The organism is Pseudoclavibacter chungangensis (assembly GCF_013410545.1).
In the GTDB taxonomy this organism is placed as follows: domain Bacteria; phylum Actinomycetota; class Actinomycetes; order Actinomycetales; family Microbacteriaceae; genus Pseudoclavibacter; species Pseudoclavibacter chungangensis.
On sequence record NZ_JACCFV010000001.1, the window covers coordinates 2,259,839 to 2,275,924 of the forward strand.

Annotated in this window: 11 protein-coding genes; 5 read left to right on the top strand and 6 right to left on the bottom strand. The window is 70.9% G+C overall.

Annotated features, from left to right (window positions below; all coding sequences use genetic code 11):
- The first annotated feature begins 8 nt into the window (after positions 1–8).
- The gene (locus tag HNR16_RS10160; protein ID WP_377700694.1) at positions 9–1,874 is read left to right on the top strand and encodes a phosphoenolpyruvate carboxykinase (GTP); all 1,866 of its coding nucleotides are present in this window, start codon (positions 9–11) and stop codon (positions 1,872–1,874) included.
- 133 nt (positions 1,875–2,007) lie between these two features.
- On the opposite strand, the gene HNR16_RS10165 is transcribed toward HNR16_RS10160, so the two are convergent.
- A complete protein-coding gene (locus HNR16_RS10165) occupies positions 2,008–2,958 on the bottom strand; it encodes a hypothetical protein (protein ID WP_158040567.1) in 951 nt (316 codons plus the stop codon).
- 440 nt (positions 2,959–3,398) lie between these two features.
- Between HNR16_RS10165 and valS the strand changes: the two genes are divergently transcribed.
- Positions 3,399–6,008, top strand: coding sequence for a valine--tRNA ligase (gene valS / locus HNR16_RS10170; RefSeq protein ID WP_179558197.1), 2,610 nt, complete (start codon positions 3,399–3,401; stop codon positions 6,006–6,008).
- 101 nt (positions 6,009–6,109) lie between these two features.
- On the opposite strand, the gene HNR16_RS10175 is transcribed toward valS, so the two are convergent.
- Positions 6,110–6,586 carry a hypothetical protein gene (locus HNR16_RS10175; protein ID WP_158040569.1) on the bottom strand — a complete coding sequence of 159 codons (477 nt, stop codon included), beginning with the start codon at positions 6,584–6,586 and terminating at the stop codon, positions 6,110–6,112.
- Positions 6,587–6,804: 218 nt separating this feature from the next.
- Here HNR16_RS10175 and HNR16_RS10180 point away from each other — a divergent pair, with 218 nt between their 5' ends.
- From HNR16_RS10180 to HNR16_RS10190, 3 genes are read left to right on the top strand one after another with little or no spacing between them, the layout of a single operon-like run.
- The gene (locus tag HNR16_RS10180; RefSeq protein WP_179558198.1) at positions 6,805–7,326 is read left to right on the top strand and encodes a GNAT family N-acetyltransferase; all 522 of its coding nucleotides are present in this window, start codon (positions 6,805–6,807) and stop codon (positions 7,324–7,326) included.
- A gap of 2 nt (positions 7,327–7,328) precedes the next feature.
- The gene (locus HNR16_RS10185; protein ID WP_158040571.1) at positions 7,329–7,616 is read left to right on the top strand and encodes a hypothetical protein; all 288 of its coding nucleotides are present in this window, start codon (positions 7,329–7,331) and stop codon (positions 7,614–7,616) included.
- 39 nt (positions 7,617–7,655) lie between these two features.
- A complete protein-coding gene (locus tag HNR16_RS10190; RefSeq protein WP_158040572.1) occupies positions 7,656–9,803 on the top strand; it encodes a M3 family metallopeptidase in 2,148 nt (715 codons plus the stop codon).
- 102 nt (positions 9,804–9,905) lie between these two features.
- On the opposite strand, the gene HNR16_RS10195 is transcribed toward HNR16_RS10190, so the two are convergent.
- Genes HNR16_RS10195 through HNR16_RS10210 form a run of 4 tightly spaced genes read right to left on the bottom strand, consistent with a single transcriptional unit; the run spans position 9,906 to position 16,079 of the window.
- Positions 9,906–12,557 carry a fibronectin type III domain-containing protein gene (locus HNR16_RS10195; protein WP_158040573.1) on the bottom strand — a complete coding sequence of 884 codons (2,652 nt, stop codon included), beginning with the start codon at positions 12,555–12,557 and terminating at the stop codon, positions 9,906–9,908.
- The gene (locus HNR16_RS10200) at positions 12,554–13,804 is read right to left on the bottom strand and encodes a hypothetical protein (RefSeq protein ID WP_158040574.1); all 1,251 of its coding nucleotides are present in this window, start codon (positions 13,802–13,804) and stop codon (positions 12,554–12,556) included. Before HNR16_RS10200 ends, HNR16_RS10195 begins: the two co-directional genes overlap by 4 nt.
- On the bottom strand, positions 13,801–14,886 hold the full coding sequence (locus HNR16_RS10205; RefSeq protein ID WP_225737853.1) for a heme ABC transporter ATP-binding protein: 1,086 nt from the start codon (positions 14,884–14,886) through the stop codon (positions 13,801–13,803). The genes HNR16_RS10200 and HNR16_RS10205 overlap by 4 nt, the downstream gene beginning before the upstream one ends.
- A complete protein-coding gene (locus HNR16_RS10210; protein WP_158040575.1) occupies positions 14,883–16,079 on the bottom strand; it encodes a FecCD family ABC transporter permease in 1,197 nt (398 codons plus the stop codon). Before HNR16_RS10210 ends, HNR16_RS10205 begins: the two co-directional genes overlap by 4 nt.
- Positions 16,080–16,086 lie beyond the last annotated feature (7 nt).

A 16,086-nucleotide genomic window follows, 5' to 3' on the forward strand; every position in this document is an offset into this window, starting at 1 on the left:
AAAGCAGCATGATGAGTCCTCAGCCGACCCTCTCCTCCACCGACATCCCCCAGCTGTCCGCCAACGCCGATGTGAACGCCTGGGTCGTCCGCACCGCGGAGCTCACGAAGCCCGACCGCGTGGTGTGGTGCGACGGCTCGCAGGAGGAGTTCGACCGACTCACCGACGAGATGGTCGAGTCGGGCACACTCATCCGCCTCAACGAGGAGAAGCGCCCCGGCTCGTTCCTCGGCCGCTCCGACGCCGGTGACGTCGCGCGCGTCGAGAGCCGCACGTTCATCTGCTCGGAGCGCGAGGAGGACGCGGGGCCGACCAACAACTGGCGGGCGCCCGCCGAGATGCGGGCCGAGCTGGAGCGGCTCTTCGACGGCTCGATGCGGGGGCGCACGATGTACGTCGTCCCGTTCGCGATGGGCCCGCTCGGCGGTGCGATCACGCAGTACGGCATCGAGATCACCGACTCGCCGTACGTCGTCGCCTCGATGGCGCTCATGACGCGCTCCGGACAGGCCGCCCTCGACCACATCACGCCCGGCTCCGAGTGGGTGCCCGCGCTCCACTCCGTCGGCTACCCCCTCGTGGACGCCGACGGCACGTCGCGCCCCGATGTCGCCTGGCCGCACAACGAGGAGAAGTACATCACGCACTTCCCCGAGACGCGCGAGATCATCTCGTTCGGCTCCGGCTACGGCGGCAACGCGCTGCTCGGCAAGAAGTGCTTCGCGCTTCGCATCGCCTCGGTCATGGCGCGCGACGAGGGCTGGATGGCCGAGCACATGCTGCTCATCCAGGTCACGAACCCCGAGGGCCGGACGTTCACGATCACGGGCGCATTCCCGTCCGCGACGGGCAAGACGAACCTCGCGATGCTCCAGCCGCGACTGCCCGGCTGGAAGGTCGAGACGCTCGGCGACGACATCGTCTGGCTCCGCAAGGGCGCCGACGGGCGCCTCAACGCGATCAACCCGGAGTTCGGCTTCTTCGGCGTCGCACCGGGCACGGGCTACGACACGAACCCCGTCGCGATGACGACGATCGAGCGCAACACGATCTTCACGAACGTGGCGCTCACGGACGACGGCGACGTGTGGTGGGAGGGCATGACCGACGAGGCGCCCGCGCACCTCATCGACTGGCAGGGCGAGGACTGGACGCCTGACTCGGGCCGCCCCGCGGCGCACCCCAACGCACGCTTCACGGTCCGCGCCGAGCAGTGCCCGACGCTCAGCCCCGACTGGAACGCGCCCGACGGGGTGCCCGTCGACGCGATCCTCTTCGGCGGTCGCCGCGCGACGAACGTGCCGCTCGTCTTCCAGTCGAAGAACTGGGAGCACGGCTGCTTCCTCGGCGCGACGCTCGCGAGCGAGCAGACGGCGGCGGCCGAGGGGCCGGTGGGCAAGCTCCGCCGCGACCCGTTCGCGATGCAGCCCTTCGCCGGCTACCACATGGCCGACTACTGGGGTCACTGGCTCGACATCGGCGCCGACCTCGGTGACGCCGCCCCGGCGATCTTCCAGGTGAACTGGTTCCGCAAGGACGCCGACGGGAAGTTCCTGTGGCCCGGCTTCGGCGAGAACGTCCGCGCCGTCAAGTGGGTCACCGACCGGCTCGCGGGCAAGGTGCCCGCCGTCGAGACGCCGATCGGCAACCTGCCGCGGCTCGGCGACATCGACCTCGAGGGACTCGACGGCTTCACCGCCGACGATCTCGTGCCGCTGTTCGAGGTGAGCGACCTGTCGTGGCTCGCGGAGCTCGACGTCACGCGCGAGTACTTCGAGGAGATCGGGCCGAAGGTGCCGGACGCCCTCGTCGCGCAGCTCGACGAGGTGGGCACCTCGCTCAAGGAGAACCTGAAGGAGAACGCGGAGGTCTGACCGCGTCGCGATGGGGGACGCCGCGACGGGCCACCGCCGTCTCGTCCACCACCGTCGCGTCCACCACCGCCGTCACATCCAGCCGGGTTGTTGCTACCGGGCCCCGGGCCCGGTAGCAACAACCCGGCTTTCTTCATGCGTGCGACGGCGCATCGCCGACCGACGCGATCGCGAGCTCGCGCGCCAGCTCCCGCAGGTAGGTCTGTTCGGGTGCGCGCAGGTCGGCGATCGTCACGCGGACGACGTGCCATCCCGCTGCGCGAAGGCGCCGGACGCGGCCGATGTCGCTCCGGAACCGCTCGACCGAGCTGCGGTGCTCGTCCCCCTCGTACTCCACGACGACCCGCGCGTCGCGGAACACGAGGTCGCCACGTGCGAGCACCGTCCCCTGCTCCTCGATCTCGCCGTTGATCTCGGGTTCGGGGAAGCCTGCGGCCAGCAGACGGCCACGCAGCTCGCTCTCCATCGGGGACTCGACACCCGCTCGCGCACGACCCGCGGCGACCCGGAGCGCGGACGCACCGGTGGCGTTGCGAAGCGCGGCGGTGAACGCGAGCAACTCGTCGGCGGTCGCGTGGGGCCTGTCGACGCGGAGCGCGGGATAGTTGTCGGCGCTCGTCAGGAGCGCATCGGCGACGACGAGCAGCTCGTCGACGGTCAGGACGCGTGCGAGGGTCGCCCACGTCGCGAGCGGCGGCAGTACGGGAACGCCCGAGACGACGACCCGGTCCCACAGGGTCCGTCGGAGTCGGAGCCCCCGCACCGCGGCGCCCGTGGGCGGATGGCGGTCCTCCGGCACCGCGACGACGACCGCCTGCGGCGAGGACCATCGCGGCGGGAGCGGCAATCCCCACACGAGTGCCGCCGAGACGCCGGCGATGGCGTGCCACGGGCGCATGCGGGGGACGAACGCTCGACACAGGTCCTCATGATCGAGCACGGGCGCGCGTGAGCGCACGCCACGGTGCGGATGGTCGAGGTCGTCACGACGGAGCCGAGCGGCCGAGAGGCCGCCCGCTCGCGCGTCGCGGTATCGGAAGGGCGCGTCACGGTACTGGTCGGGAAGTTCGATGCGAGCGTTCATGCTCGGATGTTCGGTCATCCCGCACCCTGCCGCGGGCCCGATCGAATCCCTGTGGACAGGGCGGTGTCCACAGCCCGCCCCGACACATGCACCCGGACGAGCCGCACACGCCAGCTCTGACCACCTCCCGCCTCCGCTCCTGCCCCGGACGCCGCACTGCCACCACACAAAAAGCCGGGTTGTTGCTACCGGGCCCGCGGCCCGGTAGCAACAACCCGGCTTTCTTCGGTGCGGGAAGCGGCGCCGGATCGACTCGCGGGGCAATTCGGCGTTCGCGGTCCAGGCGATTGCGGTGCGGGCGATTGCGGTCCGCGCGTTCGCGATTCGGGCGTTCGCGGTCCGGGCGCGCTCGGGCGGCGGGTGGGCGGGCTCCGTTAGGCTTGGTCGGTCACAACCAGGCACCCCTGACTCGGTGCCGCGCACAGCGAAACGGAGCCCGCATGTCGACCATGCCCGCCAACATCCCCGACAAGCCCGCACTCGAGGGCCTCGAAACCAAGTGGGGTGACACCTGGGAGGCCGAGGGCGTCTACCGCTTCGACCGCGACGGTGCCACCCGCGCCGACGTCTACTCCGTCGACACGCCCCCACCAACCGCCTCCGGCTCGCTGCACATCGGGCACGTGTTCTCGTACACCCACACCGACATCGTCTCGCGCTTCAAGCGCATGCGCGGCAAGCGCGTGTTCTACCCGATGGGCTGGGACGACAACGGCCTGCCCACGGAACGGCGCGTCCAGAACTACTACGGTGTGCGCTGCGACCCGTCACTCCCCTACGACCCCGACTTCACGCCGCCGCACTCCGGCGGCGAGGGCAAGAGCGTCCGGGCCGCCGATCAGCAGCCGATCTCGCGCCGCAACTTCATCGAGCTGTGCGAGGAGCTCACGCTCGAGGACGAGAAGGCGTTCGAGACGCTCTGGCGCCACCTCGGCCTCTCGGTCGACTGGACGCAGACCTACCGCACGATCGGTGACGACGCGCGCGCCGCGTCGCAGCTCGCGTTCCTCCGCAACATCGAACGCGGCGAGGCGTACCAGGCGCTCGCACCGACCCTCTGGGACGTGACGTTCCGCACGGCCGTCGCGCAGGCCGAGCTCGAGGACCGCGAGCAGCCGAGCGCCTACCACCGCATCGCGTTCCACCGCCCGGACGGCGAGGACGTCCTCATCGAGACGACGCGCCCCGAGCTGCTGCCCGCGTGCGTCGCCCTCGTCGCCCACCCCGACGACGAGCGGTACCAGCCGCTGTTCGGCTCGACCGTCACGACGCCGCTGTTCGGTGTCGAGGTGCCCGTGCTCGCGCACCCGCTCGCGCAGCCGGACAAGGGCTCCGGCATCGCGATGATCTGTACGTTCGGCGACGTGACCGACGTCGTCTGGTGGCGCGAGCTGAAGCTCCCCAACCGGACGATCATGGGACAGGACGGCCGCATCGTGTCGACGCCGCCCGAGGCCATCACGACCGAGGGCGGCCTGGCCGCGTACGACGAGCTCGCGGGCAAGACCGTGTTCTCGGCGAAGAAGGCCGTCGTCGAGATGCTCGCCGACTCGGGCGAGCTCATCGGCGACCCGAAGCCGATCCAGCACCCCGTCAAGTTCTTCGAGAAGGGCGACAAGCCGCTCGAGATCGTGTCGACGCGCCAGTGGTACGTGCGGAACGGCGCGAACGACGAGACGCTGCGGGCGAAGCTCATCGAGCTCGGCCGCGGCATGCGGTTCCACCCGGAGTTCATGCGGGTCCGCTACGAGAACTGGGTCGAGGGTCTCACGGGCGACTGGCTCATCTCGCGGCAGCGCTTCTTCGGCGTGCCGATCCCCGTCTGGTATCCCCTCGACGTGGACGGCAACCCCGACCACGACCGGGTCATCACGGCCGAGCGCTCGCAGCTCCCCGTCGATCCGTCGACCGACGTGCCCGAGGGGTACACGGCCGAGCAGCGCGGCGTTCCGGGCGGCTTCGTCGGCGAACACGACGTCATGGACACGTGGATGACCTCGTCGCTCACACCGCAGCTCGCGGGCGGGTGGGAGCGGGATCCCGAACTGTTCGACCTCGTGTTCCCGTTCGACACGCGTCCGCAGGGGCAGGACATCATCCGCACCTGGCTGTTCTCGACCCTGCTCCGCTCGGAACTGGAGTTCGGCGTCGCCCCCTGGGCGAACGCGACGATCTCGGGGTTCATCGTCGACCCGGACCGGAAGAAGATGTCGAAGTCGAAGGGCAACGTCGTGACGCCCGCCGATGTGCTCGAGAAGCACGGCTCCGATGCGGTGCGCTACTGGGCGGCCTCCAGCCGGCTGGGCACCGACGCCGCGTTCGATCCGCAGAATCCGACGCAGATCAAGATCGGCCGGCGACTCGCGATCAAGGTACTGAACGCGACGAAGCTCGTGCTCGGCTTCGGTGAACCCGACGGCGGTGACGACGCGTCCGCCGTGACGAACCCCCTCGACCGGGCGATGCTGCGACGTCTCGCGACGGTCGTCGACGAGGCGACCGGGGCGCTCGAGGCGTTCAACCACGCTCGCGCGCTCGAGGTGACCGAGTCGTTCTTCTGGACGTTCTGTGACGACTACCTCGAACTCGTGAAGGAGCGCGCCTACGGCGAGGACGCCGACACGGACGGCGAGGGGCGGCGTTCGGCCGTCGTCGCGATGCGGCGTGCCGTGCGCGTCCTGCTGCGCCTGTTCGCGCCCGTGATCCCGTTCGCGACCGCCGAGGCGTGGTCGTGGTCGGAGTCGGGCAGCATCCACACGGCTCCCTGGCCGCTCGCCGCGGAGCTCGGCGTCCCCGAGTCGACCGACGCCGGTCTGCTCGATCTCGCGAGCCGCGCCCTCACGAGCATCCGCGGCGCGAAGACGGCGGCCAAGGCATCGCAGAAGACTCCCGTCGAGCGTGCGACGATCGCCGGACCCGCGACGGAGATCGAGGCCCTGCGCGGAGCCGCGGACGATCTGCGCGCGGTCGGGCGTATCGCCGAACTCACGTTCGTCGAGGCGGACGACCTGGAGGTGCGGGACATCGTTCTGACGGTCGCTCAGGACTGATCCTCACGAACGAGCCGGGCACCGACCGTCGCGACGGTCGGTGCCCGGCTCGTTCGTGACGCGTCGACACGCGTCGAACCGGGCGACGCGCGGTCGAGGACTCAGACGCGCGTGTAGTTGAACGTCACGTCGCCCGTGGTCACGTTCACCGCGGTGACCACGACCTCGAGCGTGTGTGTCGAGCCGCCCGTCTCACGAGCATTGCAGTCGAACTGCATTCCCTCGTAGAACTCGATCTGGGTGCCGCCGTCGCACGTGACGGTCGCCGCGACACCGAAGCGCTGTTCGTAGTCGTCGGCGAGCGCCTTCTCGACCTGCGCGCGATCGCTCGTCACGGTCTCCCCCGACGTCGGCGAGGTGGTGGAGTTCGTCGGTTTGGGCGACGCCGTCGTCGGCTTCGGTGACCCGTTCGTCGTCCCCGGCGTCGTCGTCTCGCTCTTCGTGGGCGTCGGCGTGATCGTCTCGCGCCCGCCGCCGGCCAGGGTCGTCACGAGCGTGCACCCCGCGAGTCCCACGGTCAACAGCAGCGAGCCGATGATGGCGATGACGGGCCGGATGGTTCGGGACGTACGGTGCATGTGGTTCGCCGCTCCCTCCTCGGCGGGGTCCCGCCGACAGCATCGCGCAAGCGTATCCCCGGCCCGTGAACGTCACCCACATGGCTCGCACAGCGAGCGCCCGCTCCCTGTGGGTCACCGGTGCGAGCCCCGGTGCCCCGCCGGAGCGACGCGGTATGGTGGGAGACCCGATCCCAGGTCGCATCCCCCCGAGCACCTCCCAGTCCGAGAACAGAGGCATGCCAGACACCCCACCCGCACCGAACGCCCGCCGTGCTCGCGGCGTCCGACGTTTCCGGGCCACGGCGGCGCAGGTCCGTCCCGTGGTCTCCCGCGACTTCTTCGCCTGGCACGACGTGTTCGGTGCCTCGCTGGAGGAGCACGGGATCGAATTGACCGAACATCACGCCCTCCAGGTGTGGCAATGGATCGACGAACGCCCCGCCCGGCTCGAGGCGCTCGTCGCCGAGGCCGAGGGGGCGATCAACGGGTTCGTCCTGTTCCACGAGGCCGTGCAGCCGAAGTCGGGTGACACGGTGTTCGTTGTGGACGATCTCTATGTGGTCCGATCCGCGCGCCGCAACGGCGTCGCCGGCGAGTTGATCGGCGCGGTCGACGCGCTCGCCAACGAGCGCGGCGCGAGCGGGCTCCGCGTCGAGGCGGGCGACGACGAGGAGATCGCCGAGGTGTTGCAGGATCGTCAGGTCGCGCCACGGCGGGCCGTCGTCCACACGCTCGTCACCTCGACGAACGGCGCCTGACGGTGCGCATCGGCGGGCGCTGGGCGGCCGGTTCGCCGCCGCCGCGGGGGCTGCCGACGGCGATGCTCGATGCCCTCCGTGCGGCGGAGCGAACGCTCCCCGGAGGGGAGTGGACGCTCACGTGGCTCGAGGACCGTCCCGTCGTGGAGCACGACTCCGGGTATCGGCTCGCGCTCGGCCCGGACGGCCACGTGCACGGCGACGCACCGGGCGCCGAGGAATCGGACGCACCGGCGTGGGACGACGAGGACGAGGACGACCTCTTCCCCGACCGTCCGACCTCGGACTGACGCGCGGAACGGGGCGCCACCCGCCCCTAGTCTTGTGGGATGCCCACCCGACTCGCTCACGACAATCCCTTCGCCTCGCCGAGCACGCTCCCGTTCGCGCTCCCGCCGTTCGCCGAGATCCGCGACGAGCACTATCCGCCCGCGTTCGAGGCGGCGTTCGCCGAACAGCTCGACGAGATCGAACGGATCGCGACCGATCCCGACCCCGCGACGTTCGAGAACACGATCGAGGCGCTGGAACGGTCGGGTCGACTGCTGCGACGGGTCGCGGCCGCGTTCTACAACGTCGCGAGCGCCCACGCGACGCCGGTGATCGAGGCGATCGAGACCGAGATCAACCCACGGTACGCGGCGCACGACGACGCGATCACGCTCGACGATCGGCTGTACGCACGCATCCGCACCGTCGCGGACCACGCGGACGAACTCGATCTCACCCCCGAGCAGGCCTACGTGCTGCGTCGCACGGAGACCGCCTTCCGCGTCGGCGGCGCCGCGCTCGACGAGGCCGGCAAGGCGGCGCTCCGGGAGCTGAACCAGCGGCTGTCGACGCTCACGACGACGTTCCAGCAGCGGCTCTCGGCCGATGCGAACGATCTCGCCCTCGTGCTGGACGACGAATCGGACCTGGCCGGCCTCTCGTCGTCCGAGATCCGAGCGGCCGCGCGCGCGGCTGCCGACCGTGGGCTCGACGGCTCGTACGTGCTCCCCCTCTCCCTCTTCACGAATCAGCCCGCACTCGCCCGGCTCGAGCGCCGGGACGTGCGCGAGCGGCTCTTCCGCGCGTCGATCGCGCGAGGTGCTCGCGGTAACGCGAACGACACGGGCGAGGTGGTGCTCGAGATCGTTCGACTGCGGGCACGGCGGGCCGAGCTGCTCGGGTTCCCGAACGAATCGGCGCTCGTCGCCGCCCGGTCGACCGCCGGCTCCCCCGAGGTGATCGCCGAACGACTCGCGCTCCTCGCACCCCCTGCTGCCCGGAACGCGCGGGTCGAGCAGGAGGTCCTGCAGGGCCTCGCGGATGCACTGCAGCGGGAGGCGGGGGGCGAACCGTTCGCGCTCGAGCCGTGGGACTGGTCGTACTACGCGGAGCTCGTGCGAGCCCGCGACCACGAAATCGACACGGCCGCCCTGCGCGACTGGTTCGAGGCGGAGCGCGTGCTGCGCGACGGCGTGTTCGAGGCTGCGACCCGGCTCTACGGCGTGCGGTTCGTCGAGCGCGACGACCTCGTGGGCTACCACCCGGATGTCCGCGTGTTCGAGGTGGACGACGAGGACGGCACCCCCGTCGGGTTGTATCTGCTCGACCTGTTCACGCGTGACGAGAAGCGGGGCGGCGCGTGGATGAACGACCTCGTGCAGCAGAATCGGCTCTTCGGCGATCCGACGGTCGTGACGAACAACCTGAACGTGCCCCGTCCCTCGGAGGGCGCGCCTGCGCTGCTGACGCTCGACGAGGTCGAGACGCTGTTCCACGAGTTCGGACACGCGTTGCACGGGCTGTTCGCGATCGTCGACTACCCGTCTTCGGGCGGCACGAACGTCGAGCGCGACTTCGTGGAGTTCCCGAGCCAGGTCAACGAGTCGTGGATGCTCGAGCCGGAGATCGTGGAGAACTACGCCCGCCACGTCGAGACGGGCGAGCCGCTGCCGACCGACCTCATCGACCGCCTCGTCGCGAGTTCGGCGTTCAACGAGGGATTCGCGACGAGCGAGTACCTTGCCGCGTCGGTCCTGGACCAGGCGTGGCACACGCTGTCGGCCGCCGATGCGCAGGCGATCGACGATGTCGACGCCTTCGAGGCGGTCGCACTCGAACGCGCTGGTCTCGACAATCCGCTCGTCCCACCGCGGTACTCGTCGCGCACGTTCCAGCACATCTTCGCCGGCGGCTACGCGGCCGGTTACTACGGATACATCTGGAGCGAGGTGCTCGATGCCGACACGGTCGAGTGGTTCCGCGAGAACGGTGGCCTCCGTCGCGAGAACGGTGACCGGTTCCGCTCACGCCTGCTCGGTGTCGGTGGATCCCTCGACCCGATGGCGGCCTATCGCGACTTCCGCGGACGCGACGCCCGCCTCGAACCGCTCCTGGAGCGTCGCGGGCTGATGCCCGTCGAGCTCGATGCCCCGGACGCCCCGGACGCACCGCTCGCGCCGCTCGATGAGGGCACCGCGCACCGCTGACGGTCGAGGTGCCGCGTGCGCGGGAGACCGTCCGGTCGGCCCCGCGTCGACCGACCCGGGTGGTCGTCGTCCGAGGACGACCGCCCGGGCGGCCTCGCCCGTTCAGCCGAACATCGTCGGATCGAGGCCGAGCCGTCGCCTGATGAGCAGGCCGACGGCCCAGTTCAGTCCGGCGACCCCGACGAGCCCGGCGCCGCCGGCCGCGAGGAGCCCGGGGTGGATGGGACCGCGCGTGGTGTCCGCGCCGCCGGCCTCCGGCCCCGACGCCGTGGCGACCTCGTTCCCGCTCGCCTCGCCCGTGGCCTCCTCGGCGGCCTGGGCCTGCGGCGCTGCGGCACCGGAACCCGTGTTCGTGCCGCCGGACTGCGACTGATTCAGTGCCAGGGGCGTCGAGGCACTGTACGTGCCGACCTCGGGTGCGCCCGTGCCGTCGAGGCTCACGGTCATGGGGAGCGTCGGCTTGTAGACGTCTCGCGCACCGCCGGAGGTGAACCAGTACGAGAACAGGCCGGTCTCGTTCTGGAAGTCGACGAAGTCGCTCGGGAACGAGCCCCAGTACGATCCGTTGGCCGCCGTTCGTGCCGCCTGTCCGGTGGCGGTCCCGTCGCCCGAACCGACGACGCCCTGCGAGGATCCGGTCCCGGTGTAGCTCACGCCGAGGTAGTCGGGGGTGAGCGCGAAGCCCCCGTCTCGCTCGACGGTCGCGGCGTCGATGCCGCCGAGGTTCGCGAGCGTGATCGTGCGGTCGTCGAGTTTCACCCACTTGGACGCGTCCTGCATGGAGGCGCCGTAGCCGCTGCCGGTCGCGGTGACCCGGCCGGATCCCGATGCGTCGACGACGAGGAGGGGGTCGGTCGCCGACCAGTAGGCGAGACCGCCGTAGAACGCGACCGTGAATGATCCGCGCCACTGCACACGGAGCGAGCCGTCGCTCGCCTTCGTCACCTCACCGTCGGTGATGCGAACCTGCGATTCGCTGTCCGACCCCTGCCGCTGCGTCGAGACGGCGACACCTCCACGATCGGCGCACGTGTTGGCCCAGCTCGCCTGCTCGAAGGTGGCGCCGTTGGGCTTGATGACGGTGACGTCGCCGTCGGCCGAACGGTACTCGGATTCGTTCCACACACCGGAGCTGCCGCGCACGGGACCGGAACCGGCCACGAGGAAGTTGCAGCCGCCGTAGAACGCACCGCTCGTGCTCTCCTTGTTGAGCCCCCAGTAGAGCGTGGCACCGCCGGCGTCGGCGCCACCTGGATCGTCGGTCGGTGTGGGTGTGGGGGTCGTGTTCCCGGCGACCGCCGTCTTCGTCGTGAGGCTCGCGGGGCTCCCCTCGGCGCCCGCGACGCGTGGTGTGACGGTGACCGTGTACGACTGGTCGGGTCGGAGCCCACCGAGCGTGTACGAACGCTCCGTCGAGGTGCGCTCCCCGACCGGCGTCCCGGTGGCCGTAGTCCCGGCGTAGACACGCGTGACGTAGTCGGTCGGGGGTCCCGCGTCCGTGTGCGTCCACGACCAGTCGATCGTGACCGAGTCGCTCGTCGTGCTCGGGGTCCCGAGCGTCGGGGTCGCCGTGCCGAGCGCCGGAACGACCTCGATCTCGAGCGGCGGGATGTCGGCGGCCGTCCACGAGTCCCCCGAGCGGACTTCGACGATCAATCGGTTCGTTCCGAGCGGCAGGTCCGCGACGTTCCAGACGCCCCGGCCGGCGCCGCCCGAGACGGGGACGACGGTGGGCGAGGCGACGAGGGGCCCCGTGCCGTCGGTGACCCGCACCTCCTCGGCCGAGGCGCCGAGCCCGGTGAACCCGATGCCGAGTTCCTTCAACCCCTTCGGAATGCGTGTGTGGTCCGGGGCCGCACTCGGCGTCGCTCCGACCGTGACCGTGATGGGCTTCGCGCGCTTCTTCGGGTCGGCCGCGCCACCCGAGCTGTACCAGTAGGACGATTGGCCGGTGAGCTCGTTGAACGTGATGAACGACTGCGGGAACGACCCCGCGTCGGCGCCGCTCGTCACCTGCGGTGTCCCCGAGACCGACACCGTGACCCGGTCGTAGTCGGGCGTGATCGTGAATCCCCCGGACGCGAGCGCGACGCCGCTGAACGTCGCGAGGTCGATCTCCGTGGGAGCGAGTTCGACCCACTTCGACGTGTCGTACATGTCCGCGCCGTAGCCGGACGCCGTCCCGCGCAGCGTCCCCGAGCCGTCGGCGACATCGAGCCGCACGTCACTCACGGTCCAGTAGGTCAGGCCGCCGTAGAACACGATCGTGAACGATCCGCGCCACGCGATCGACGCCGTTCCCGCGTCGACGTCGATCGTTCCCGTGCCGTTCGCGAGGTTGACGCGGTTCGCGGTCGTCGACCCGGCGCTCGTCGCGGCAGGCGTGCCGGCGGACGTCTGGCATTTCGTGGACCAGGTCGGCGCGACCTGGGTGCCCGAGCTGTCGGGCTTCGTGATCGTCACATCGCCGTCACTGGCCCTGTAGAACCCATCCGATTCGGTCCACAACCGCGAGCTGCCCGAGTTCCCCGCCGTCCCGGCCGAGAGGAAGTTGCAGCCACCGAAATAGGCGCCACCGCCGACCTCGTCGTTCAGTTGCCACGAGAGGTTCACGTCGGTGATCGGTTCCACCGCGGCGACCGCGGCGTCGTCCGTGAGCGCGAGCAGGCCGCCGACCGCGACGACGGCCACACCGACCGCCGCGACGACACGGGTCACGATGCCGGGTGCCGCGATTCGGAGTCGCCTCGTCATGAGCGCTCCTCGTCGTCGTGACTCGCGCCCGTCGGGACGAGCACGGTCGGGGCGTCCTGGTGCTTCTCGAGATCGATGCCGCCCGCGACCGTCGCCGGGGCGGCCACCCCGCCGGCCGGCGTCGCGGGGCCGAGGAGCGGCGAGTTCTGTTCGCGCATCGCATCGGTCTCGATCCGGAAGAAGTCGATCATGCGGTCGCTCGGCGGCTCGGTGCTCGGTGCCGCGTCGGGCCCGTCGAGCAGCGTGCGCCGCGCCGCCGCCCCGGACACCCGCTGCCGCGCCCGGGCGCTGCGGGACTCCTGGGCGAGCCGGAGTGCGGCGGTCTTGCGGCGTTGCTTCTCGCGTTCGCGGATCGCGCGGCGTTCACGTTGCCCGCGCACCTTCTCGAGCGCTTCCGGATTGACGCCGAGGATGAGGCTCTTCGCGGCGAGATACGCGCCGATCCCGACGGCGAGCGCGACGACCGAGAGGCCGATGACGAAGAACACGGGCAGCAGCACGAGGAACCAGTCGAGCATCGCGAGCGACGAGCCCTGTGTCTGCTGGGTCTCGTTGCCCGTGGCGGCCGTCGCGGCCGTCCCGGCAGGTGCGGCGGCGGGCGCCGCGGTCTCGCTCGCCGCGGGCGCCGCCTCGGTCGCCGGCGCCGCGGTCTGGGGCTGCGCCGCCGCGGCACCGGCGAAGGTGACAGGCGTGAACGACTCGTTGTTCGCGTTCTTCACGCCGTGCGCACCGATCGTGATGATGCCGCACTGGACCTCACGGCAGTCGACGGTCGTCGCGTTCTGGTCGCGATCGAAGGTCTGGAACACGGCGCCCGGGATGCGGATGGTGCCCGACCAGGTGCCGTCGGCCGCGACCTCCCCGCCGTTGGCCGCGTAGGAGGTGGAGCTGCCGGGGAACGTGACGAACAGCTGGAACCCGGCCGGGTTCGTCTCGTCGTCGTACACGTAGCGATAGTTCGCGCCCGTCACGCCCCCCTGGCTCGGCCGCCAGGAGCCGCCGTTCGGGTCGTCGACCCACCCGAACAGGACGTAGATGCCGCCGAAGCCACCCTGTACGGACTGGAACCCCGTGCCCTGCAGCGCGATCTCGCTCTGCGCATCGGGATTCGGGTTGCCGGAGACCGAGACCTGCGCGGCGGCGTGGGCGGGCGCGGCGCCGAGGCCGATCGTGACGAGGCCGAGGACGAGTGCGGCGAGGACGACGCCCGCGGTTCGCTGCAGTGTTCGGGATGCGGTCGCGATCATGCGTTCGGCCTTTCGTCGTCGGCGGTCGAGGATTCGTCGGTGTCGGGAGCGGGGACGGTGTCGTCGTCGGCCGTCGGGTCCGGCCACGGTGGGGGCTCGGGAGCGGTCCCGCCGCCACCCGAGCCGCGCGCACCCACCGGCACGAGGTCGGTGTGATCGCCGACCGGCGGCGCCCCGGGGCCCGGTGGCCGCTCCGCGCCGGATCGGGTCCCGACCTCCGGCTCGTGTCGCGGCGGGTCGCGCCGCACACGATCCGGTGCGCGCCGGACGGGCACGACGATGGGGGCGTCCGTGACGGGGTCCCGGAGGATCTGGACCGGGTACTCGTAGACGTTCGACACGAGTTCCGCCGTGAGCACGTCCTCGGGCGTCCCGTCCGCGACGATCCGGCCGTCGTCGAGCAGCGCGATGCGATCCGCGTATGCGGCCGCGAGGTCGAGGTTGTGGACGATGATGACGACGGCGCAGCCCGTCGCGGCGTAGCTGCGCACGAGGTCGAGGACGAGTTCCTGGTGACGGATGTCCATCGCCGCGGTCGGCTCGTCGAGCAGCATGACCGATGCGGTCTGTGCGAGGACGCGTGCCAGCGCGGCGCGTGCTCGCTCGCCACCCGAGAGCGACGGATAGTGGCGGTCGGCGAACCGTTCCGTGTCGGTGCGGCGCATCGCGCCCGCCGTGATGAGTTCGTCGCGATCGCGCTCGCTCGTGCCCTGCCACGGCGATCGACCCATGTCGACGACCTCCTCGACCGTGAACGGGAAGGCGATGTCGACCTGCTGCAGGAGCACGGCGCGGCGCATGGCGAGTTCCGTGCCCGTCCACGCGTGGCTCGGTACCCCGTCGAGTTCGACCGTGCCCTCGACGATGTCGACGTCGTTCGTGATGACGTTGATGAGCGTCGACTTTCCGGCACCGTTCGGGCCGACGAGTGCGAGCACCTCGCCCGCGCGGATGTCGAGGTCGAGACCGTCCAGCACGCGCCGTTCGCCGAACTCGACCGTCGCGCCGCGGACGCGGAGCACGACCTCGCCCGGCGCCGCCTGCCGCGGCGTCCGCCGTCGGCCCATGATGATGCTGCTCACTGCCAGCCACCGCCCTTCGTCCGACTACGCCGGATGAGGTAGAAGAAGAATGGGCCGCCGATGAGCGATGTGAGCATGCCGATCGGGAGGTCGGCGAACTCGACGAGCGTGCGCGCCGCGAGGTCGGCCATCGTGAGCAGGAACGCACCGCCGAGCACCGAACAGAGAAGCAGCGCCCGGTGCGCGGGCCCGATGATCATGCGGATGATGTGCGGCACGACGAGGCCGACGAACGCGATGATGCCGGCGAACGCGACCGCCGCCGAGACGAGCAGCGCGACGTACACCATCGAGAGCACGCGGACGCGTTCGACGTCGACGCCCACGTGGCGGGCGGCCTTCTCGCCGAGGCTCAGGAGGTCGAGCTTGCGTCCCATCGCGATCGCGAGTGCGGCACCGACGACGATGAGCGGCGCGACGAGCAGAACCTGTTCCCAGCGACTGCCGTTGAGGCTCCCCATCTGCCAGAACACGATCTGCTCGCGCGCCTGCGTGGGCACCTTGAAGGTGATGAACGCGATGAGGGCACCGCACACCGCATTGACCGCGACGCCCGTGAGGATGAGCGTGATGACCTCCGTGCGTCCGCCCGTCCGGGACAGGGCGTACACGAGGAAGGTCGTCACGAGACCGGCGACGAACGCGAACGCCGGGGTCGTGAACGGGCCGAGGAACGTGAGCCCGAACAGGATCGAGAAGCTCGCGCCGACGGCCGCCCCCGACGAGACACCGACCGAGCCGGGCTCCGCGAGCGGGTTGCCGAAGATGCCCTGCATGAGCGCGCCGGCCACGGCGAGCGCGGCGCCGACGAGGAGCGTGAGGACGATGCGTGGGAACCGCACCTCAGCGAGCGCGGCCGCGCCGAACTCGTGGCTGGGCCCGGGCAGCCAGTCGATCCCGAGCCCGCCGAGGACGAATCCGACGACCTCACCCGGCGGGATGTAGAGCTGTCCGATCATGGCCGACAGGAGGCAGCCGGCGAGGAGGGCGATCGCGAGCCCGATCGCGAGCAGGGTCGCCCGGGCGCGCTTCGTGCGCGGCGGGGCGGGCCGCGGCGCATCGAGCGGTCGCTCGACGGACGGTGTGCTGCCGTGGGTGCCGGGACGCCGGTCGCGCTCGGACGCGGACCCGGTCGAACGGGACGGGTCGTCCTCGCGTGCCGCGCCGGTCCGGGCCTCGTGTGTGGACGTCATTCGACCA